Origin of the sequence: Allokutzneria albata (assembly GCF_900103775.1) — a bacterium.
GTDB classification, from domain to species: domain Bacteria; phylum Actinomycetota; class Actinomycetes; order Mycobacteriales; family Pseudonocardiaceae; genus Allokutzneria; species Allokutzneria albata.
The window spans coordinates 2,177,372-2,198,057 of sequence record NZ_LT629701.1 but is presented as its reverse complement, the minus strand read 5'-3'; the positions used below and the strand labels follow the sequence as shown (position 1 = coordinate 2,198,057).

The 20,686-nt window shown below is 70.8% G+C and carries 19 protein-coding genes; 8 read left to right on the top strand and 11 right to left on the bottom strand.

The genetic code is table 11. The features are described from left to right. Window positions 1-44 precede the first annotated feature (44 nt). Window positions 45-1,112: an LLM class flavin-dependent oxidoreductase gene (locus BLT28_RS09915; RefSeq protein WP_231950841.1), complete on the bottom strand. Its 1,068-nt coding sequence runs from the start codon at window positions 1,110-1,112 to the stop codon at window positions 45-47. A gap of 514 nt (window positions 1,113-1,626) precedes the next feature. Then, window positions 1,627-1,938: a hypothetical protein gene (locus BLT28_RS41785; RefSeq protein ID WP_231950943.1), complete on the bottom strand. Its 312-nt coding sequence runs from the start codon at window positions 1,936-1,938 to the stop codon at window positions 1,627-1,629. Between BLT28_RS41785 and BLT28_RS09910 the strand changes: the two genes are divergently transcribed. Then, window positions 1,925-2,788, top strand: a complete 864-nt coding sequence (locus BLT28_RS09910; RefSeq protein WP_407638799.1) for a DUF3500 domain-containing protein — start codon at window positions 1,925-1,927, stop codon at window positions 2,786-2,788. The two genes, BLT28_RS41785 and BLT28_RS09910, sit on opposite strands and share 14 nt — an antisense overlap. Window positions 2,789-2,841: 53 nt before the next feature. Beyond that, window positions 2,842-4,116, top strand: coding sequence for a HoxN/HupN/NixA family nickel/cobalt transporter (locus BLT28_RS09905; RefSeq protein ID WP_052408191.1), 1,275 nt, complete (start codon window positions 2,842-2,844; stop codon window positions 4,114-4,116). Window positions 4,117-4,163: 47 nt separating this feature from the next. Here BLT28_RS09905 and BLT28_RS09900 read toward each other — a convergent pair whose 3' ends face one another. Beyond that, window positions 4,164-4,649 (bottom strand): IS3 family transposase, encoded by a 486-nt coding sequence (locus BLT28_RS09900; RefSeq protein WP_081900823.1) that lies wholly within the window; start codon window positions 4,647-4,649, stop codon window positions 4,164-4,166. Between the two features lie 343 nt (window positions 4,650-4,992). Here BLT28_RS09900 and BLT28_RS40860 point away from each other — a divergent pair, with 343 nt between their 5' ends. Next, window positions 4,993-5,397, top strand: a complete 405-nt coding sequence (locus tag BLT28_RS40860; RefSeq protein ID WP_030433445.1) for a hypothetical protein — start codon at window positions 4,993-4,995, stop codon at window positions 5,395-5,397. Between the two features lie 191 nt (window positions 5,398-5,588). Here BLT28_RS40860 and BLT28_RS09890 read toward each other — a convergent pair whose 3' ends face one another. Continuing rightward, the gene (locus BLT28_RS09890; RefSeq protein ID WP_030433444.1) at window positions 5,589-8,870 is read right to left on the bottom strand and encodes an error-prone DNA polymerase; all 3,282 of its coding nucleotides are present in this window, start codon (window positions 8,868-8,870) and stop codon (window positions 5,589-5,591) included. 84 nt (window positions 8,871-8,954) lie between these two features. Continuing rightward, window positions 8,955-10,133 (bottom strand): alpha/beta hydrolase family protein, encoded by a 1,179-nt coding sequence (locus tag BLT28_RS09885; RefSeq protein WP_030433443.1) that lies wholly within the window; start codon window positions 10,131-10,133, stop codon window positions 8,955-8,957. A 56-nt stretch (window positions 10,134-10,189) separates the two neighbouring features. Here BLT28_RS09885 and BLT28_RS09880 point away from each other — a divergent pair, with 56 nt between their 5' ends. Then, window positions 10,190-11,776, top strand: coding sequence for a glycoside hydrolase family 99-like domain-containing protein (locus tag BLT28_RS09880; protein ID WP_156051806.1), 1,587 nt, complete (start codon window positions 10,190-10,192; stop codon window positions 11,774-11,776). On the opposite strand, the gene BLT28_RS39980 is transcribed toward BLT28_RS09880, so the two are convergent. Beyond that, a complete protein-coding gene (locus BLT28_RS39980) occupies window positions 11,726-12,115 on the bottom strand; it encodes a hypothetical protein (RefSeq protein ID WP_156051804.1) in 390 nt (129 codons plus the stop codon). The genes BLT28_RS09880 and BLT28_RS39980 overlap by 51 nt on opposite strands. Before the next feature lie 18 nt (window positions 12,116-12,133). Between BLT28_RS39980 and BLT28_RS09870 the strand changes: the two genes are divergently transcribed. Together BLT28_RS09870 and BLT28_RS09865 are read left to right on the top strand one after the other, a co-directional pair. Further along, a complete protein-coding gene (locus BLT28_RS09870) occupies window positions 12,134-12,853 on the top strand; it encodes a helix-turn-helix domain-containing protein (RefSeq protein ID WP_231950706.1) in 720 nt (239 codons plus the stop codon). Between the two features lie 30 nt (window positions 12,854-12,883). Beyond that, window positions 12,884-14,173, top strand: coding sequence for an APC family permease (locus BLT28_RS09865; protein WP_052408190.1), 1,290 nt, complete (start codon window positions 12,884-12,886; stop codon window positions 14,171-14,173). On the opposite strand, the gene BLT28_RS09860 is transcribed toward BLT28_RS09865, so the two are convergent. Continuing rightward, window positions 14,164-15,705, bottom strand: coding sequence for a DNA polymerase Y family protein (locus tag BLT28_RS09860; RefSeq protein WP_043814131.1), 1,542 nt, complete (start codon window positions 15,703-15,705; stop codon window positions 14,164-14,166). The two genes, BLT28_RS09865 and BLT28_RS09860, sit on opposite strands and share 10 nt — an antisense overlap. Then, complete coding sequence (locus BLT28_RS09855; protein WP_083383702.1) at window positions 15,696-16,289, bottom strand: hypothetical protein; 594 nt, start codon at window positions 16,287-16,289, stop codon at window positions 15,696-15,698. Before BLT28_RS09855 ends, BLT28_RS09860 begins: the two co-directional genes overlap by 10 nt. A gap of 260 nt (window positions 16,290-16,549) precedes the next feature. Between BLT28_RS09855 and BLT28_RS09850 the strand changes: the two genes are divergently transcribed. Next, window positions 16,550-17,500 carry a BtrH N-terminal domain-containing protein gene (locus BLT28_RS09850; RefSeq protein WP_030432635.1) on the top strand — a complete coding sequence of 317 codons (951 nt, stop codon included), beginning with the start codon at window positions 16,550-16,552 and terminating at the stop codon, window positions 17,498-17,500. Here the strand turns inward: BLT28_RS09850 and BLT28_RS09845 are convergent. Beyond that, complete coding sequence (locus BLT28_RS09845; protein ID WP_030432634.1) at window positions 17,497-17,835, bottom strand: DUF5313 family protein; 339 nt, start codon at window positions 17,833-17,835, stop codon at window positions 17,497-17,499. The two genes, BLT28_RS09850 and BLT28_RS09845, sit on opposite strands and share 4 nt — an antisense overlap. A gap of 22 nt (window positions 17,836-17,857) precedes the next feature. Then, window positions 17,858-18,697 carry a helix-turn-helix transcriptional regulator gene (locus tag BLT28_RS09840; protein WP_030432633.1) on the bottom strand — a complete coding sequence of 280 codons (840 nt, stop codon included), beginning with the start codon at window positions 18,695-18,697 and terminating at the stop codon, window positions 17,858-17,860. 79 nt (window positions 18,698-18,776) lie between these two features. Between BLT28_RS09840 and BLT28_RS09835 the strand changes: the two genes are divergently transcribed. Beyond that, on the top strand, window positions 18,777-19,634 hold the full coding sequence (locus BLT28_RS09835) for an NADP-dependent oxidoreductase (RefSeq protein ID WP_030432632.1): 858 nt from the start codon (window positions 18,777-18,779) through the stop codon (window positions 19,632-19,634). On the opposite strand, the gene BLT28_RS09830 is transcribed toward BLT28_RS09835, so the two are convergent. Next, window positions 19,595-20,578 carry an MsnO8 family LLM class oxidoreductase gene (locus BLT28_RS09830; RefSeq protein ID WP_030432631.1) on the bottom strand — a complete coding sequence of 328 codons (984 nt, stop codon included), beginning with the start codon at window positions 20,576-20,578 and terminating at the stop codon, window positions 19,595-19,597. The genes BLT28_RS09835 and BLT28_RS09830 overlap by 40 nt on opposite strands. Window positions 20,579-20,686 lie beyond the last annotated feature (108 nt).

Genomic DNA, 20,686 nt, shown 5'->3' with positions numbered 1-20,686 from the left:
ACTTCCGGTTCGCGCCACCTGTGCGGTCGCCTTCACGTCCAGCGTCAGGTGAGGAGTTTGGCGAGCTGGGTCATCTCGGCGGCTGGGTCTGTCACGGGCTGGATGAGGAGTTCGTCGATGCCCGCCTGTTCCAGGGTGGCGACGCGGGTGCGGAGGTCGTCGCGGGTGCCCACCAGGGCGAGGGTGTTCATCAGCGAGGGCAGGACCAAGTCCCGGTCGCGCGGCGCGATGCGTCCGAGATAGTTCGGGTAGAGCTTGGTGTGCCGGTCCGGTGCGGTGGCGGTGGTGCCACGCCGGTCGAGGAGTCGCCGCACCGCTTCGCGTTCCTCGGGGCCGAGTTGGTCGGCGAAGGCAGGTGTGTCGGCGGCTGTGTCGGCGGCGAAGGCCAGCAGCGACAGGACGAGGTGGCCTGTCGCGTCCCGGGCGGCGTCGCTCTGGGGGTCCTCGTCCTCGTCGAGGACGTGCAGAGCGGTGACCACGTAGGAGTCCGTGCGGGAGCCGGGGTCGTGGGGTGTGCCTCGGGCGGCGTGGCGGCGGGCTTGGTGCAGTGCGTGCCAGGCGATGGGGTCCAGCAGGCCGAAGGAGATGAGGCCGGTGCCGCGGCGGCCGGCGACGGCGGCGGCTTTCGGTCCGAGCGCGGCCACGACGAACTCGATCGGGTCGGTGGTGTTCACGTGCGCCCCGGTGTGCAGGAACCGGATGTCGCGGGCACGGTCGCCTTCGCGGTGTTCGGTCGAGCGTCCGGCGCACAGGTCCTGCAGCGCGGCGGTGAACTTCTCCAGTGCGGCCGTCGAGGTCGGCGGCATGCCCAGGGTGCGCCGGGCGGTGTTCCCGGTGCCGACCCCGCAGATGATCCGGCCTGGTGCCAGGGCGTTGAGGCTGGCGAACCCGCTCGCGGCGGCCGGGGCCGAGCGCAGCGCCGGGGAGGTCACGCCGATGCCGAGCTTGATGCGCCGGGTGGCCTTCGCGCACAGGCTCAAGGCGACGAAGGGGTCGCCGTGGACCATCGGGGTGTCGTTGAGCCAGAAGCTGTGCAGGCCCAACTCCTCGGCCTGTTCGACGAGGCCCTCCACGCCTGGGTGTGCGGTGACGACGACGCCCGCGCGCATCACGACCTCCAAGGCACGAGGATGGAATCGAACGCGCTCAGACTGGCAGGTCCGGCGGCTGAAGCGCACCCGGCCCGGTGTGCGGCACCAATCTCACGGCGATGGCTTGTGTCGGTGCACGACATCGTCGGCTGGTCGATGGAGGTCGAGCGCGTCCTGCGCGTACCCGCTTGGCTCGCATCCGCTCAGCTCTGCCGTGATGGCCCGTGGCGGTGCTTGTGTGCAACCTGGCACACCGACGCTTCCGGTGGTTCGGCGCGCTATGTCCACTGTGGACTCAGTGCGTCGGTGACACCTGCGGTTATGGTGATCCGGCGGGATTCCCCCTTGTCGCTCAGCGGGTTTGGCGAACTCCTGTCCGAATAACACGCGTGGTGGAATGCTCGATCGAACTAGGCCGCAAGGCGCAGCGCAGTACTCGACACGCTCTACAGGTGATGTCACACTGACCGCCGCACCCGATCACAGTGAGTGCACAGGGCGCAACACTCCGTGCATGGTAACGCGAGCTTCCGTGTCACGGCGTGTAGACCACGCTGAGGGGGAACGGCACAGTGAGGCGAACATTTCCAGGAATGGCACCAACAATGCTCCTGGCGCTGATGGTGACGGTGACGACGGCGTGCTCACCCGGCAGCGTGTCGGCGGCAACAGGGAGGGCGATCAACCCGACCACTACCACCTGCCCAGCGGTACCGGCTTCCCCGTCTGCTTCCGCCGGCGATGCGGGAAGCGGATCCGGCGGTTCCGCCGCGGTTCTCCTGAGAACCACAGCGTTCCTGAACATGCTGGACGACAAGCAGAGAACCGCGGTGATGATCGAGCGCACTCAGGCCAACCTGGCGCAGTGGTCGAACCTGCCGGAGAACCTGGTCAAGCGGACCGGGCTGCGGATGGACAAGCTGAACCGGGCGCAGCGGGACGCCGCGATGGCGATCCTGAAGGCCGCGCTGAGCCCAGAAGGCTACGCCCAGGTCCAGCAGATCAACACCGCCGACGGCGTGCTGGCCTCCTCAGAACCCGGGAACCCCGGCTTCAGCGCCGACCACTACTGGATCCGCATCCTCGGCACACCCGCGGACACCGGGAGGTGGACGATCCAGTACGACGGCCACCACCTGGGACTCAACATGACCCTGAACGGCAGCACCATGACGCTCGCGCCGTCCTTCTGGGGTGCCCAGCCCGCCTCCTACGAGCTCGCCGGCACGGCCGCCGAACCGCTGTGCGGAGAAACCGTGAAGGCGTTCGCCGTGATCGGCGCTCTCGACGCCGCCCAGCGAAAGCAGGCCGTCCTCACCACGCCCATCAAGGAGATCGTGCTCGGACTCGGACAGGACGGCAAAACCCTGGCCGCGGAAGGAATCCGGGCGTCCTCCCTCAACGACAACCAGAAGAAGCTGCTGCTGGACCTCATCTACGAGTGGATCACCCATCTCAACCCGACCAGCGCCGCGGCCAAGCTCGCCGTGGCGAAGCAGAACCTGGACCAGGTGTCCTTCGCCTGGTACGGCAAGGTCACCATCGGCAATCCCGTCTACTACCGGGTCGTGGGTCCGACATTCGTCATCGAGTTCGCCCACCAGCAGGGCGAAGGCCGGTTCGGGGGTGGCGTCACCCACATCCATTCCATCTACCGCGAGCCCGGCGGCGACTACGGCGCGCAGTCCGGCTCGTGACCGCCCCACGGCCCTCGACCCGATCGGCAGCCGCAGGAGTCCTCGCCGTCCTCGTGACCGTCCTCCTCGCGGCGCAGGCACAAGCGCATCCCAGCGACGAGATCATTCAACAGGCGTACCTGACCCCTACGTCCGACGGCGTCACGATCCAGCTGGACCTCACACCGGGTGTCCTGGTCGCCCCTCGATTCAGCGCCGAGCTCGACATCAACGGCGACGGCCGACTCGACGCGGGCGAAGTCGACACGCACGCCGCCGCGGTTCGTTCCGCGCTGCACGCGAAGGCCGACGACAAGCCCCTGACGTTGACGCTGACCGACCGCAGATACCCGCCGCTGGAACTGCTCCGCGCGGGCGGCGGCGTCATCACCGTGGTGCTGACCGCGCCGCTGCCCGCCGGCGCCGGGACCGTGACCTTCACCGACAACTACGAGCCCGGCACCACCTCGACCGTCCAGATGAGCGTGCTCACCGGCATTCCGCCGCTCGACCTCGGCCCCATCACCCGCGCCGACTCCGGCCGGACGATCGGCATCGTCCTGCGTCCGGACACCGGCGCGGCCACCCGCGGTGGGATCGACACCGCGCCACCATCGGCACCCCCGAGCGGATCCTCCATGCTGGAGGCCCTGCGTCGCCCGCTCACCTCGCCATGGGCGTTGCTCGCCCTGCTCGGCGCCTGCACCCTGCTCGGCGCGTTGCACGCGCTCACACCCGGGCACGGAAAGGCACTGCTCGCCGCGTACCTCGTCGGCGAGCAGAGCCAACCGAAGCACGCGATCGCACTCGGCGTCGTGATCACCTTCACCCACACCGCCACCGTTCTGGCCTTGGGCGGCGCGGTTCTCCTGCTGGGAGGACGCATCCTGCCCAGCTTCGTCGTGCCAGTGCTGACCATCGTCAGCGGAGCGCTCGTCCTGGGGCTGGGCACACGGCTGCTGCTCACCCGGTGGCGCGACGCCCGATCACCGGGCCACCACCACGGACACGGTCATGGGCACGGGGCCACCAGTCTGAGGGAACTCGCGACGATGGGTGTGTCCGCGGGCATGATCCCGTGCCCGGAAGCCCTCAGCGTCATGCTGCTCGCGATCGGGCTGAACCGCACCGCGCTCGGCATCCTCATGATCGTGGCGTTCAGCATCGGACTCGCCGCGGTGCTCGTCGGCCTGGGCCTCGTCCTCGTCGCCGGCGCCCCCGCTGCCGCCCGCCTCACCCGCACCCGTCCGCACTGGATGACCGTTCGGGTTCCTCTCATATCGGCCTTCGTCGTCACCGTGCTCGGCGGCACGATCACCGTGATCGGCTTGACAAGCCTGGCCGGTTAGAACACCACCAGTCGATGCAGTCGACGGTGGCGAACGAATGTGGCTTTCTACAACGAGTTGAATGCCTCAGCCATCTCGTTGTCGCTGGAATCTCCCTTGCTGCCAACGGATGTGACCGCGCTGCGGCGTTGAGCGCCAGATCCGTGTAGAGGCTGGTGGCGACCTGCCAGCCCACGATCACGCAGGAGAAGACATCGAGCACGAACGCCGCGTAGACCCAGCCGGCGGCAGTGCGCACGTGGGTGATGTCCCGCCACCCACAGCTCATTGACACGCGTGGCCGTGAAGTCACCTTTTGCCAGTTCACCCGGCCTGCTGGTCTCCGCTGCCGGTTGTGTCGTGCGCGGAGACTTGTCGCGCGGCAGGCCACGCAGCCCGCTCTCGCGCATGTGCCGCTCGACCGTGCACCTGGCCACGTCGACACCCTGCCGGTGCAGCTCGGCCCAGATCTTGCGAGCCCCGTAGACGCCGTAGTTGTCCTCGTGCACCCGCTTGATCGTCCCGGCCGGCTCGCGGCACCCGACGATGATCATCGATCAGCGGACCGCACCCGTCATCGGGTTACGGTGGTGAGATCGATGCCGCACTCGCGTAGGGTTCGTTTCCGTCCAAAACAGATAAGGTCTGCCCGTGCAACCGGACACTTCTCCTTCATCGCGTCACCTCACGCGTACGTCGGCCCCCATCCTGCGCTACGCGGTCGTCGGCGTGCTCTCCTGCCTCCTGCTGGCCTCGTGCACGAGTCTCGTTCGGGGCGGTGCCATTCCTGCCCTGGGCGGCGTCACGATCCAGTCCGTCAGCACCTCCTCCAACTCATCCTCGACCAAACCTTCCACACAGCCTGGAACGCCAGGCGAGAGGATTGATCCCTGCCTGGTGGCCAGCAAGGTCCAGGGCAAGCTCAAGCTGACGAAGGAGGGGCAGAAGGAGGAGCCGCAGCTGAGCACCTGCCAGTTCAGCGGTCCGTCGATATCCCAACAGGACACCAGGCCGGCATATGTGGTCATCCTCGGGGTCGCCTATGACGGTGGTCTGTCTTCCGTGCAGGCCAAGCAGGGACAAGTGTTCAGGGAACTGGACATCAACGGCAGGAAGATGAACATGTTGGCACCTGTCGGGGAGAGCAAGGCCTGTCGCATCTCGCTCGATCTGACCGCCACCAGTCGGTGGGTCGTCCACCTGCTGGGCACGGTCGATAATACGTTTGAGAAGGACTACATGTGCCCCGATGCCGGTGTCATCGCTGAAGCGATCGAACCGGAGCTGCCACCAGTCCGATAATGCGGCGTTGTCGACAGCCGGGAAACGTGACGTCAACCGGGTGAAGCTCCTCGTGTGACACCGTGCTGTGACACAAGGGTTGAGCCCCAGGGTCACTGTCACGGAAAGCGGGTGTGGGATGGACGCCCTCATCAACTGACCGGAAACCTGAAGTCGTTGGTGAGAAAGTGTTCGGTTGCCCTGCCGTCGCGTCATCGGTAGTCGCGGGACTCGCCGAGGCCCGCGAGGGCGAGGGGCTGGAGGCGGTCCGCGGTGAGGGTGACCGCGCCGTCCACCTGCTGCACCACCCCGCGCACCAGCAGCGCCCGCGCGGTCATGGCCTTGCGGTAGCGGGCGATGATCCCCTTGGTGCACACCACGTTGGCCATGCCCGTCTCGTCCTCCACGTTGAGGAAGACCACCCCGCCCGCGGTCTGCGGCCGCTGCCGGTGGGTGACCGCGCCGCCGACCAGCACCCGCGTCCCGCTGTCCACTGTGGACAGCTTGGCGGCGGGCAGCGCGCCGAGGCGGTCGAGGTGGGCGCGGACGAACTCCACCGGGTAGCGCCCCGGCGAGATCCCGGTCGCCCACACGTCGGAGACGGTCTCCTCGAACTCGGTCATGCCGGGCAGCGCCTGCGGGGCCGCTGTCCCCACGGTCGTCCCCGGCAGGTGGGACGGCCGCCGCGCCGCGACCACGCCCGCCGCCCACAGCGCCTCCCTGCGACCGATGCCGAAGCCGGCGAACGCGCCCCCGGTGGCCAGGGCCTCCACCTGGGCGGTGCTGAGCCGCACCCGCTCGGCCAGGTCGGTCATGTCGGCGAACGGCCCGTTCGCCGCGCGCTCGGCGACGATGGCCTCGGCGAGGTCCTGGCCGATGGTGCGGACCGAGGCGAGGCCGAGCCGCACCGCCGGCGCGGGGTCGCGGGCGCCGACGGGTTCCAGGGTGGCGTGCGCCAGGCTCGCGTTGATCTCCGGGCGGCGCGTCACCACCCCGTGCCTGCGGGCGTCGGCCACCAGGGACTGCGGCGAGTAGAAGCCCATCGGCTGGGCGCGCAGCAGCGCGGCGCAGAACGCGGCGGGGTAGTAGTGCTTGATCCACGCGCTGGCGTAGACCAGGTGGGCGAAGGAGATCGAGTGCGACTCCGGGAACCCGTAGCCCGCGAAGGCCACGATCTGCGCGTAGATCCGGTTCGCCAGCGCCTTGTCGATCCCGTGCCGGGCGCGGGCGCCCTCCTGGAACCGCGCGCGCATCGCCTCGACCCTGGCGTAGGAGCGCTTCGAGCCGATGGCCTGGCGCAGCTCGTCGGCCTCGGTGGCGGTGAAGCCCGCGACGTCGATGGCCACCTGCATGAGCTGTTCCTGGAACAACGGCACGCCGTAGGTCTTGCGCAGCGCCTCGCGCATGGACTCGTGCAGCGGGTCGGCGGGCTCCTCGCCCCGGCGGCGGCGGAGGTAGGGGTGCACCGAGCCGCCCTGGATCGGGCCGGGCCGGATCAGCGCCACCTCCACCACCAGGTCGTGGAACTTCCTGGGCCTGAGCCGGGGGAGGGTGGCCATCTGCGCCCGGCTCTCCACCTGGAACACGCCGATGGTGTCGGCGCGGCAGAGCATCTCGTAGACCTCGGCGTCGGCCAGGTCCAGCCGGGCCAGGTCGACCACGACGCCGTGGTGCTCGGCGATCAGGTCCACGGCGTAGTGCAGCGCGGAGAGCATGCCGAGGCCGAGCAGGTCGAACTTGACCAGGTCCATGGCGGCGCAGTCGTCCTTGTCCCACTGCACGACCGTGCGGCCGGGCATCCTGGCCCACTCCACCGGGCAGACCTCACCGATCGGGGTGCCGGTGAGGATCATGCCGCCGGAGTGGATGCCCAGGTGCCGGGGCCGTCCCTGGAGCTCGGCGGCCAGCTCCCGGACCAGGTCGGGGATCTCGTCGTCGGCCTCGCCCGCGCTCGGGGCGAACCGGTCCACCTTCTTGCTCCAGGCGTCGGCCTGGCCGGGGGAGTGACCGAGGGCCTTGGCCACGTCCCGCACCGCGGAGCGGGCCCGGTAGGTGATCACGTTGGCCACCTGGGCGGCGTGCTCGCGGCCGTAGGTGCGGTAGACGTACTGGATGACCTCCTCGCGCCGGTCGGACTCGATGTCCAGGTCGATGTCGGGCGGACCGTCCCGCGCGGTGGAGAGGAACCGTTCGAACAGCAGCTCCCACCGGATCGGGTCGACCTTGGTGATGCCGAGGGCGTAGCACACCGCCGAGTTGGCCGCGGAGCCCCGGCCCTGGCAGAAGATGTTCTCCTGGCGGCAGAACTCCACCACGCGGTGCACCACCAGGAAGTAGCCCGCGAGGTCCTTGGCCGAGATCACGGCCAGCTCCCGCTTCAGCTGCGCATGGGCGTGCGGGGCCTCGCTGAACGTCCCGTACGCGGTCGCGGCGCCGAGCTGGACGAGTTCGCGGAGGTAGCTGTCCTCGTTGTGCCCCAAGGGAACCGGGTACGGCGGCAGCGCGGGCGCGACCAGCTTGAGGTCGAAGGCGCACTCCCGTCCCAGCGCCGCGGCCGTGCCGACCGCACCGGGGTGACGCGCGAACCGCCTGGCCATCTCCGCCCCGGAGCGCAGGTAGGCCACGGGCGCGGCGGGCAGCCAGCCGTCCATCTCCTCCAGCGGCAGCCGCGCCCGGATCGCCGCCACGGTGGCCGCCAGCCTGCCCTGCGCCGGCGTCGCGTAGTGCACGTTGTTGGTGGCCAGCACCGGCAGCCGGAACCGCTCGGCCAGGTCGGCGAGCGCGTCGTTGACGGTGCTGTCCTCGGGCTGCGAGTGGTCGATCAGCTCCACCGCGACGTTGTCCCGCCCGAACAGCGCGATCAGCCGGTCCAGCTCCCGCGCCGCCCCCTCGGTGCCCTCCTGCGCCAGCGCCGCCCGCACCGCGCCCTTGCGGCAGCCGGTGAGCACCAGCCACTCACCGCGGCCGGACGCGGCCAGCTCCTCCAGGTGGTAGGCCGGTTTTCCTTTTTCCCCTTGGGTTTTCAGATTGTTCCCGCCATCGCGGAGGTGGGCCGCCGTGACCGCCCCGGCCAGCCGCCGGTACCCCTCCGGCCCGCGCGCCAGAACCAGCAGGTGCCGCCCACCGGGATCGGGCACCCCCGGACCGGCCTCGGGCAGGTCGAGGCTCAGCTCGGAGCCGTAGACGGTGCGCAGCCCGGTCCCGCGGGCCGCCCCGGCCAGCCGCGCGGCTCCGGGGAAGCCGTCGTGGTCGGTGATCGCCAGCGTCTCGACGCCCAGGCGCAGCGCCTCCTCGGCCAGGTCCTCGGGATCGGAGACGCCGTCGAGGAAGCTGTAGCTGGAGTGGCAGTGCAGTTCCGCGTACGGCACAACGGTTTCCGGTCGTCGCGCCGGGGGCCGCGGGCGTGGCTCGGCGGCCCGGCCGGGCTCGGTGGGATGCCCGGACAGCAGCCGCTCCAGCGCGCGCCACGGGATGGCCGGATTGGTGAAGCCCACGACGCCCTCCCTCGGATTCGAACAGGTGTTCGACCCGGAGTGAAGCTCGTGTCCGCGGAGTCGTCAAGTCGATCTCCGTCAGCGTCAGGGCACGAAGGTCAGCTCCGGGAACGCCGGGGACGGGCCGTCGAGCAGCCGGGTGTCCCTGCCACGCAGGTGGAGGTCGAAGAACGCCGCCACATAAGCGCGTTGCGCGGCCACCGAACGCGTGGGATCGACGGTTCCGATCGCGGCCTCGCGCGCCGCAAGGGACAACCGCGTGCCCAGTTGTGGCAGCAGCACCTGCAGGTCGCTGAAGCTGAGATGCCTGCCCGCGTGCAGGGTGAAGTCACGGCGATACCCGCGCTGGTTCGGCCAGAAGTCCACCCAGGTGCGGTCGAAGGAGCCTGGGCGGTGGTCGTGCATCCCGTTCACCCCGGTGTCCGGATGCCGCATTTGCTCGCCCAGCAACAGGAATGGGCGGTCGAGGCCGCGGGTGACGACCTCGCCTGGCAGGTACGGCGTGCCGTCGATCCCCGACGAGTAGCACATCGCGCCGTCCAGGTTGATCCCCGCGCCGATGCGCCGGTCCCACACCATCGTCTCGCCCGCGGTGTACTCGCCGGAGGAGTGGCCGAACGCGCCGATCCGGCTGAGGTCGGCGCCCTTGAAGCGCCCGAGCTGGTCGAGCACGAAACGCGTGTCCGCGACACGGGTGTCGATGACCCGCTTCATGCTCTCCGGGCTGCCGGAGATCTCCACACCACGCTCGACCCGGCCGCCGGGGAACTCCACGGCAGCTGCCTCGTAGGTGTGCGACATCGAAACCACGAAGTAGCCGTGGCTGGCCAGATCGTCCGTGAGCGCCGAGTACGGCTCGCGCGGTGCTTGTAAGCCCGGGGAGAACAGCACGACCGGGAAGCGGCCGCTGATCGGCGCGCCATCGCAGGCGTACCGCGTGCTCTTGGCCCAGTCGACGGAGTTCAGCGCCACACCCATGGCCGCGAGCTGTGTGTCCGCGTAGTCGGCGACGGAGGGTGGTAGCCATGCCGTGTGGCCGGATCGCCGCGCGGGGTAGGTCAGGGTCACCATCAGCTCACGGGCACGTTCCGGATGCCACGGGTCCCGTCTGGCGTGGTCGACCAAGTGTGCGGTGGTGGTACCGATCGGATGCACGCCGGTCGGGCGCGGCAACGCGATCCGCACCCCTCGCGACGACGGTGCCATCAGTGCGGCGGCCAGCAGCAGAGCGCTTCTCCGGTTCACGGCGATCAACATTCGCATTCATCTCCTGAGGAAACCGTCAGCCGTTGCCCCGAAGGGCATCTAGGCTGTGCGCCGTGCTGAGACGTCTCGTAGCCGTGGCGGCAGCCGCGGTCGTCGCTGTGACCGGCCTGGGGGTCCCGGAGAACGCCAAGGCGGCTCCGGCGAAGGTCACCGACCCGGTGCCCATGATCGAACTGCGCACTCCGGCGGGCGGGCGGTTCTACACGCTCTCGCCGCGCGAGGCGGCGGGCGCGGTCAGCGGGCACGGTTTCACCCGCGAGCCGGGCCAGGCGGGGTACTGGCGCACCGCGCCCTTCCCCGGTTCCCAGCCGGTGTTCCGGCTGCGGGGTGGCAGCGGCTACCTGCTCACCGCGTCGGTGTCGGAGCGGGATGCGCTCGTCAAGAACGGTTTCACCGACGAGGGCACTGCCGGACACCTGTGGAGCGCGGCGCAGCCCGGCATGCAACGGTTGCTGCGCTTCAGCAAGTCCGGTGAGTGGCGCGTGGCCGTGGAGTCCCGCAGCGCCGAGCTGACCGGGCAGGGCTACCGGGTGGACGGCCCGCTGGGCTGGGGGCACGCGGAGTGGATCCGCGCGGGCGCGATCTACTTCGGCACCTTCAACCCGGCCTCGACCGACGTCATCGCTGCCACGAAGCGGGTGTTCAAGCGCGAAGGCGACTTCTGGGGCGGAGTGCGGGACTTCTCCGGTCGCGATCCCGCAGTCCCGCAGAACACCCAGGGCTGGACCGGTGACTTCTCGCACCTGAGCCCGTCGATCGGGTTCTACGACGATTCCCAGCCCGCGACGCTGGAGAAGCACATCAGCCAGGCCACCGGCGCGGGCCTCGACTTCTTCCAGTTCTACTGGTACTGGGACACGGGCCGGAAGAAGCAGCCGGAGCGCTTCGAGGTCTCCCTCAACGCCTTCGGGGCAGCACGCAACCGGCTCGACATCGACTACACGCTGACGGTGTGCGCGCACCCTTGGGGCAACCTGGGGATTCCCAAGGAGGACTTCACCACGGTCGCCGACGAGTTCATCCGCCACTTCCGGCAGCCGAACTTCTTGCGCGCCAACGACGGCAGGCTCCTGCTGACCCTGTGCGACCGGCGCGGCATCGGCAGCGGCTCGGACGCCGACACCCGCGAGTTCGTCTCCCTGGTGCGTGAGCGCACCAAGGCGGCGCTGGGTGAGGACGTCATGGTGCTCGGCTACTGGGAGGCCATGCTCGATCCCACGGCCCCCGAGCGGTGGGGAACGGAGGGCGCCTACTGCGGCGTCCGCATCGACCACGAGAAGTCCTACGCCCGTTATGCCGCAACGCTTCCCGAGTACCTCGCCAAGGGGCCCGCGCAGTTCATGCGGTGCGCGGCGCAGAACTTCGACGAGCGGCCGCGCTACCCGCACCTGATCGCGGACCGGTCGAAGATCCGTTTCTACCCGGATCAGACACCGGAGCTGTTCGCCGACGTGCTCTCCAAGCTGCGCAAGGACATCGCCGGGTCGAAGCGGATCTCCGCGGTGGACAACTTCGTCAGCATCTACGCGTGGAACGAGTGGCACGAAGGCGGCATCATCGAGCCGAACGCGCGGGACGGCTGTCGCTACCTAGGGATCATCCACGACTCGCTCGGCCTTCGTGGCGGCACAGGCTGCTAGGACGCCGAGCCCGGCGACGTCGACCCAGGCCACCCTGGTCAGCTCCGCGTTCAGCTGCCCGCCGACCAGTCCACAGAGGACGAACGAGCCGAAGCTCACCGCGTTCGCGGTGATCGCCGCGGCGCGCAGGCGGGGCCGGAACGCGGCGACGACCAGGGTGGTCCCGACGATGCCGAGCAGCACCGCGCGGTGCCGGAACAGCGCCTCCATGTCGGCCCCGGCGATGTCGACCCCGTAGGCCGACCGCGCCAGGTCCAGGGAGATCGCGCCGAAGGAGGGCGCGATGTTGATGAGCCCGGCCACCACGAGCAGCGCCTGGGCGATTCGTTCCCTTCGCATTCTGCGATCATCTGCGGTGTGGACACCGCCGCGCTTCCGGAAACGTGCTGTCCGCCGACGCTGTGGTTGCGGCCAGGACGGGCGGCCTACCTGGGGCCGTCGTTCCGGTTGGACACCCACTCCGGCTCCGTGCACTGCTTCGCCCTCGGAGTGGACGCGCCGTTCGTCCTCCGGTCCGCCGACACCGGGGAACGCCGGGTGCGCAGCGCCCTGATCGGCGCGCGCACCCCGCACCACCTCGTCGCCGGGGACGGCAGGATGCTGTTCTGCTACCTGGATCGCGTCGGTGAGCTGCGCTCCGCCATGACCGAGCGGCATTCATCTGTCCACTTCGGACACCGCGACGAGGACCGGCTCGTCCGTGATCCTTGCGAGGCGGTGGAAGAACTCCTCGGCGAGGAGCCGGGGGAGATCGACGAGCGGGTGGGGGAGGCGTTCTCCCTTCTGCGGGTTCGCGATGCGAGCGCCGCCGAGATCGCCGCGGCGGTGAACCTGTCCACGTCACGGTTCCTGCACCTGTTCTCCGAGCACGCCGCGACCAGCTTCCGGCGATACCGGTTGTGGGCGCGGATGTTGCGCGTCGCCGAGTCCGTGAGCGCGGGGACCAACCTCACGACGGCTGCGGTGGAGGCGGGTTTCGCTTCACCGGGGCACTTCAGCGATGCTTTCCGCGCGATGTTCGGCTTGACCGCGAGCACGTTTCTGGCCTCGCGTACAAGGATTGTCACTCTGGTTTAGAAAAGCGAACTCCGGAGTACTCTCCGCGGCATGGCCCCAGAGCTGAAGCGGTCCGTGACCACGCCGTTGCTGTTCCTGTTCATCCTGGGCGACATCCTCGGCGCGGGCGTCTACGTGCTGGTCGGCAAGGTGGCCGGGCTGGCGGGCGGTGCGGTGTGGGCGCCGCTGCTGGCCGCACTGGCCCTGGCGATGCTGACCGCGGGGTCCTATGTGGAGCTGGCGACGAAGTACCCGCGCGCGGGCGGGTCGGCGCACTACGCGCAGCGGGCGTTCGGGCCGTTCGCCGCGTTCGTGGTGGGTTTCTGCATGCTCGCCGCCGGGGTGGTGTCGGTGGCCGCGCTCGCGCTCGGGTTCGCCGGGGACTACCTGGGCCAGTTCGTCACACTGCCCGTCGTCCTGGTGGCCGCGGTGTTCCTGGCCGCGCTCGCGCTGCTCAACGCCAGGGGTGTCAAGGAATCCTTGCGCGCCAACATGATCGCGACACTGGTGGAGGTCGGCGGGCTGCTGCTGGTCATCGTGCTCGGGGTGGTGGTGATCGCCAGGGGTGACGCCGACCCGGGGCGGCTGGCGCAGCTGGGCACGGCGGAGCACGGGCCGCTGTCGGCGATGCTGGTCGGCGCGGTGCTCGCGTACTACTCCTTCGTCGGTTTCGAGACCTCGGTCAACGTCGCCGAGGAGACCGTGGACCCGCGCCGGTCCTATCCGCGTGCGCTGTTCGGGGCGCTCGCCTTCGCCGGGGTGGTCCACCTGACGGTGGCCTCGGTCGCCGCGATGGTGGTGCCGACCGACGTGCTGGCGGACTCCAGCGGTCCGTTGCTGGAGGTGGTGCGCGCCGCCGGTGGTGTGCCGACGTGGGTGTTCGGCCTGGTGGCTCTCGTCGCGGTGGCCAACGGCGCGCTGCTGACCGGGATCATGTCCTCGCGGCTGGCCTACGGCATGGCCAAGGACGGCCTGCTGCCCGCTGTGCTGGGCCGCGTCCTGCCCGTGCGGCGGACCCCGTGGGTGGCGATCGCGGTGACCACGGTGATGTCGTTGCTGCTCGCGCTGACCGGGGATGTGGCCTCCCTGGCGTCGACGCTGGTCCTGTTGCTGCTGGTGGTGTTCCTCGCGGTGAACATCGCGGTGCTGGTGCTCCGGCGGGACGAGGTCGACCACGAGCACTTCCGCGTTCCGGCGGTGATCCCGGTGCTGGGAGTGGGTTCCTGCGTGCTGCTGGCTTCGCAGGTGGAGGCCGAGGTGTGGGTGCGCGGCCTGCTGATCCTCGCGGTCGGCCTGGTGCTGTCCGTCGGCGCGGCGCTGCGCAGGCGGCGTCATTCGTAGATCCCCTCGACCCACCACGAGGAACCGTCCCCGGCCAGCAGCAGCGCGCGTTCGCCCACCTCGCTGTTGGGCTCCAGCACCACCTGGAGCCGGACCAGCGGCGCGGCGGGCCACGGCCCGGCCCAGCCGAGGATCCGCCGCGGTGGCCCCTGCCCGGCCAGCACGGAGTGCGGGGTCGCGGTCAGCTCGTCCCGCTCGTCGACACCCACCTCCGCGCCGTTCTCGTCCAGCACCGTCACGGGAACCGGGCCGGTGGCGAAGCGCTCGGGGGTGGGCGCGGGCACGGCCCCGGGCCAGGGCCGCTCGGCGGGCCGCTCAGGAACGGGCGGATCACCCCAGGGCACCAGCCGCACCCGCTCGCCGGGACCGCGCCCGCCGCCGAGCACCCCGCGCCACACCGACTCCGGGCCGAGCAGCCCCTGCACCCGCACCAGCGCCCGCCCCGCGCGCTCGCCCGCCGAGGTCTCCGCCTCCCCGCTGAGCAGGTCCAGCTGCAACGCGTCGGCGCCGATGACCTCGCGGGGATCGAGGACCAGCTCGGCGATCCCGCCGTCCAGGCCGCCGTCGCCCGCCACGCGCAGCCACCCGTCCAGCTGCCAGCGCACCCGGTCGCGGACGCCCTCCACGGTCAGCGGCTCCGCGCACCGCCACACCCGCTCCAGCTCGGTGCCGCCCTCGGTGCGCGCGCGGATGCCCAGCCGGACGCAGGCCAGCCCCCGCCGGGCCAGTTCGGCGTGCAGCCGCTCCCCGATCGCCTTGGCGGCGAAGGCGGCGGCGTCCACCCGGGTCACGGGCGGGTCGAACTCCTCGTCGACGGTCAGATCCGGCGGCGGTCTGCGTCGCGACGGCGGGCGTTCCTCCAGCCCCGCGGCGAGCCGGTGGGCCAGCGCCCCCGCCGCGCCGAAGCGGTTGAGCACATCGGCCGCGGGCAGTTCGGCGAACTCGCCGAGGGTGCGCAAACCCAAGCGCCGCACCAGGTCCACCAGTTCGGCACGGCCGGGAAGGCGCTCGGCGGGCTGGTCCAGCTCGTCGATGCCCAGTGGTGCCAGGAACGCGGGACTGCCGCCCGGCGGCACGATGAGGCCCCTGCGCGCGGCCAGCGTCGCGGCGAACAACCCGTCCGCGACGCCGACCTGGCACTCCACCCCGGCTTCGGCGACCCGGTCGACCAGCAGCTCGGCCACCGCCTCCTCACCGCCGAAGTAGCGGCTCGGCCCGCGCGCCGGCACGGCGACGACCCCGGGGCGGACCACCTCCACGCCCGGGGTCAGCTCCTCCACCGCGGCCGCGACCGGCTCGAACACCCGCGCGTCCCGGTCCGGGTCGTCGGCGACCACCTCCAGGGCCGGGCACGCTTGCTGGGCCTGCCTGCGCCGCTGCCCCCGCCGCACTCCCGCGGCGCGGGCGGTGGCGGAGCAGGCCAGGACCTGGTTCGCCGCGATCACCGCGATCGGCACGTGCGCAGGCAACCCGGCCGTTGCGGCGGCGGCGATGACCGGCCAGTCCGGGCACCAGACCACGATCAGGCGCATCCGGCGGGCAGGCGCATCAGGGCCGAGCGGGGGCGGGCGGCGGCGCCCCGGCCGGTGGCGTGGACTTCGACTTCGCGGTAGCGCAGGTGTCCGTTCCCGGTGGTCACGCCGTACCAGCGGCCGTTGGCGCAGCGCAGTTCGAGGTCGGGGGAAGGCCAGGGGCCTAGGGGAAGCAGCACTGTCCCGCGTTGGCGTACCCGTGCGGCGAGTGTGCGGGTCTGGGCGGTGTTGATCATGGTGGTGCCGGTGAAGGCGACCAGGTCCAGTCCGTCGGTGAGGGCGGCGACGGCCTCGCCGAGCTGGGTTCCCGGGCGGGGTACCAGCGCCATGCGCTGCACCGCGACTCCGGCTTCGGCGGCGGCCAGCACGCTCAACCCTGGGAGTCCGACGACGGCGGCCCAGGAGCCTTCGGTGGTGGCGGAGGCCAGTATCGCGAACAGTAGCGAGGTCGATCCGCGCAGTGCGATCGTGGCGCCGCGCCGCAGTCCCGGCCACGGCAGGACTGCCCGCAGTTCGGGTCGTACCGGGAGCGTGCGTCCGGCGAACTCCTCGCCGGAGGCGGTGCTGACCCTGGCCAGGGACACCGAGCTCGACCTCCTCGCCGTGTGTGTGGGCGCGCGTGGTTCACGAGCACACCCGCCACGGGGAAGGTCGGCGGACGCTCGAACATGTGTTCGATTTGCGCGCTCAGTCAACCTTGACGCGGGTCGGCGAGTCAAGGTGGAACACACCACAGTGGACTGTCTTGACCAGCTGTAACCGATCGGTCACAGCGCAGGTCCGTCCACTGTGGAGGGCATGGCCTTGACTCTCCCCTCGCGGGAGAGTCCACGATGGCCGCGTGATGGACATCGACGCGCGCGGCGCGCAGCACTGCGAGACGACCGCCCTCGGCGTGCTGCTGCGGCACCAAGGACTCGACCTCTCCGAGCCCATGCTCTTCGGCCTCGGCTCCGGACTGTCCTTCGTCTACTGGGACAGCAAGAACATGGGCTTCCCCTTCCTCGGGGGACGGGTCAAGCCTTTCGAGCTGACCGTCGGCCTCGCGGGCAGGCTCGACCTGGAGCTCCTGGTGCGGGAGACCTCCTCACCCCGCAAGGCGTGGGAGAACGTGGCGGCCCCCATCGACGCCGGTCGCCCCGTCGGACTGCAGCTCGACAGCTACCACCTGGAGTACTTCAGCTCGAAGGTGCACTTCGGCGGGCACGTCGTCGCCATGTACGGCTACGACGACGACACCGCCTACCTGGTGGACACCGAGCAGCAGGGCGGGGCGGTGACCACCAGCCTGAGCAGCCTCGCCCAGGCCAGGGCGGCGCGCGGCCCGATGACCGCCAAACACCGCTCCTTCACCCTCACCGTCCCGAAGAACCCGCCCTCCCTGCCGGAGCGGATCGTCCCGGCGATCACCGCCTGCGCCGACGCGTTCCTCGACCCGCCCATCGCCAACCTCGGCCACCGGGGCATCGAGAAGGCGGGCAAGCTCGTGCGGACCTGGCTCCGGCGCACCGACGACCCGGAGCGCGACCTGCCGCAGGCCGCCCGCATGATGGAGAAGGCCGGAACCGGTGGCGCCCTGTTCCGCAACCTCTACCGCGACTTCCTCGGCGAGTGCGCCGACCTGATCGACAGCGACCACCTGCGCACGGGCCACCGGCTCTACACCGAGGCGGCCACCCTGTGGACGGAGGTCGCGGACCTGATCGCGGCGGGCCGTCTCGACCAGGCGGGCGCCGTTCTCGGTGATCTCGCACGGATCGAGCGCGAGGCCATGGGGGCGCTCAGCCGGCTCTAGGAATCGCGGGACTTCGTGGCGTGGCCGCGGGGGAAGCCGTACTTGGTGAGCCGGATGTCCGTGCTCTCCGGCGCGTAGGAGAGCGAGTAGAACATCCCGACGCTCAGGCCGAGCGCGAGCGCGGGGAACACCACCTCCGGCGGTCCGTCGAGGGCCACACCGAAGATCAGGTACAGCGCGGCGAGCACGGGGGAGAGGACGACGAGCACCCGGATGAAGTGCCGCACCAGCCAGGTCCGGCACGTCAGGTCGCGCACCACCCAGTCGCGGTAGCGCATCGGCAGCGTGCCGCCGAAGGCGTACCACAGCCAGAGCAGGGGATTGGGTCGCCGCATCGGTCCTCCTCTCGGACCGAGCCTAGTGCGCCTCACCCGTGGCGTCGCGGCGGTAGCGGCCCGGCGCGATGCCGTGCTCGCGCTTGAACGCCGCGGCGAAGGCGAACTCCGAGCGGTAGCCCACTTCGCCCGCGACCGCGCTCAACGGCGCGTCGGACTCGCGGAGCCGCCGAGCGGCGACGGTCATGCGCCACCACGTCAGGTACGCCATCGGCGGGCGCCCGGTCAGCGTGGCGAAACGGCGGGCGAACGGGGCGCGGGACAGCCCGGCTTCGGCAGCGAGCTTGGCGACCGTCCACGGGTGGGCCGGATCTCGGTGCACGGCCTGCAAAGCCGCTGTGACCACGGGGTCGTTGAGCGCGGCGGCCCACCCCGTCGTCGCGTTCGTGGACTGTTCGGTGAACCAGGCGCGGAGGAGGTAGACCAGCAAGGTGTCCAACAGGGCGGGGACGAGCGCGTCCGAGCCGAGGCGTGAACGCTGGAGTTCGGTGTCCAGAAGTCCGATCGCGGAGCGAAGTTCGTCGCGTACGGGGAAGCGGATGACCTCGGGCAGGTCGAGCAGGAGCGGGTGGACGCGGGTGGGGACGACCTCATAGGCGCCGCAGAGCGTGACCGTGTCTTCCCGTTGCCCCGTGAGGGTGTGCCCTTGCGCGCCCGGCAGGAACACCACGTCGCCCGTGTGCAGTTCCAGTGCTTCGGTGTCCGGCCGCAGCAGTCGGCACGTGCCCCGCAGCACCACCTGGAACCCGGCGGCGCCGGGCACCGGCGCGAACTGCTGGCTCCACGGCGCCTGCCGGCTGACGCGCGCCGCCACGGGTTTGCCGGTCCGCATCACTGCGATCACGTCACTGAGCACGTCCACGGCGTCAGAATACGATCGCGTATGAAACCGGGATCGTGAAGCATGGATCGTCTCGCAACCGATGCCTAGCGTTCACCTCATGCAGAGCGCGCGAATCCACCGGCACGGCGACCCCTCCGTCATCCGCGTCGACGACGTCCCCGTGCCGGTGCCCGGCTCCGGCGAGGTGCTGATCCGGGTCGAGGCGAACTCCTTCAACCCCACGGAAACCGCGCTGCGATCGGGTTTCCTGGCCGAGCTGTTCCCGGTGGAGCTGCCCTACGCGCTCGGGTGGGACGTGGCGGGCACCGTCGACGGCGACCCCGTGATCGGCTGGCTGGACGGCGGTGCCGCCTCGGAGTTCGCGGTCGCGCCCGCCGACCGCCTGGTTGCCGCGCCGACCACGATCCCGTTGGCCGAAGCCGCCGCGTTGCCGCTCGCCGGACTCACCGCGTGGCAGACCGTCGAGGACATCACCGCCGGGGAACGGGTGCTGGTCAACGGCGCGGGCGGCGGGATCGGCGGTTTCGCCGTGCAGCTGGCCAAGCACGCGGGAGCGCACGTGATCGCGACGGCCAGTGCGCGCAGCGCCGAGGCGGTGCGCGGGTACGGCGCCGACGAGATCATCGACTACCGGACCACCCCGCTCGACGCCGCCGGTCCGGTCGATGTCGTGATCAATCTCGTCCCGGTCGCCTCGGAGACGTTGTTCCCCTTGCTGGACAAGGGAGGCCGGGTGATCTCCGCGACCACGCCGGTACCGGCCGACGGGCGGCACGTCCTGGCGCGCAACGATCCCGCGCAGCTCGCCGAGCTGGTTCGCTTGGTGGACCAGGGAGTCCTGAGGGTCGGTGTGACCGGCTCGCATCCGCTCACCGGCCTCGCCGAGGTGCACCGCGCGAGCGAGGCCGGGCTCGTTCACGGCAAGGTCGTCATCAGACCGGCCAGCCCGCGATAGGAGTCCAGGAGCGCCTCGCGGTCGAAACCGCTCGTCGTCACCAGGATCTCGTCGGCGCCCGTGCGGTGGGTCAGCTTCTCCAGCGCCGAGGCGACCTCCGGTGCCGTGCCGTGGATCTGGTTGCTCATGGCGCGCTCGAACAGCTCCTGTTCCCGCGCGGTCATGTCGGCGCCCAGCACCTCGTCCGGGTGCGCCAACGGCGGGAACACGCCGTGGGTCTGGGAATACGCCGTCGACCACGCCTCGGAGACCAGCAGCCGCCGCGCCTGCTCAGCGGTGTCCGCGACCGCGACGGTGGCCGAGACCACCACGTACGGCGCGGCCGACCACGGGGACGGGCGGAACCGTTCGCGGTAGCGGGCGATCGGCTCCTCGACGCGAGGGCCACCGATCACCAGGGGCAACCCGAGAGCCGCCGCCGTGTCCGCGCCCGCGCCCGTGGCGAGCACGAACGGCGACACCCGCAGGCCCAGGGCGGGGTTCGCCCGCACCCCGGTCGCTGACGGACCGGTGAAGTAGCCCAGCAGCTCGGCGAGCTGGCCGGGGAAGCCCTCCGCCGCCGACTTGTCGCGGCCGAGGGCGCGGCGGACGCCCGAGGTGAACCCGACCGAGCGACCCAGCCCCATGTCGATCCGCCCGGGGAACAGCGACTCCAGCACGCCGAACTGCTCCGCCACCACCAGCGGCTGGTGGTTGGGCAGCATCACCCCGCCGGTGCCGACCCTGATCCGCGTGGTCGCCGACGCCACCGCGGCCGCGAGCACGGTCGGCGCCGAGCCCGCGACCCCCGGCACGCCGTGGTGCTCGGCCACCCAGAACCGGTGGTAGCCCAGCTCCTCGGCCCGCTGGGCGAAGCGCACGGTCGCCCGCAGCGCCGCGCCCCCGTCACCGCCGGAGCGCAGCAGGGAGCGATCGAGCACGGAGATCCGGGAAGGAAGCGCCACACGGGTTCCAACGTCGGTGAACGCGGGGGATTCCCCGAGTTCACCTCGGGGAAAATCCGTGTCGCCGACGGGCGCGCGCGGGTTGACTGTCAGACCGGGATGTCATGC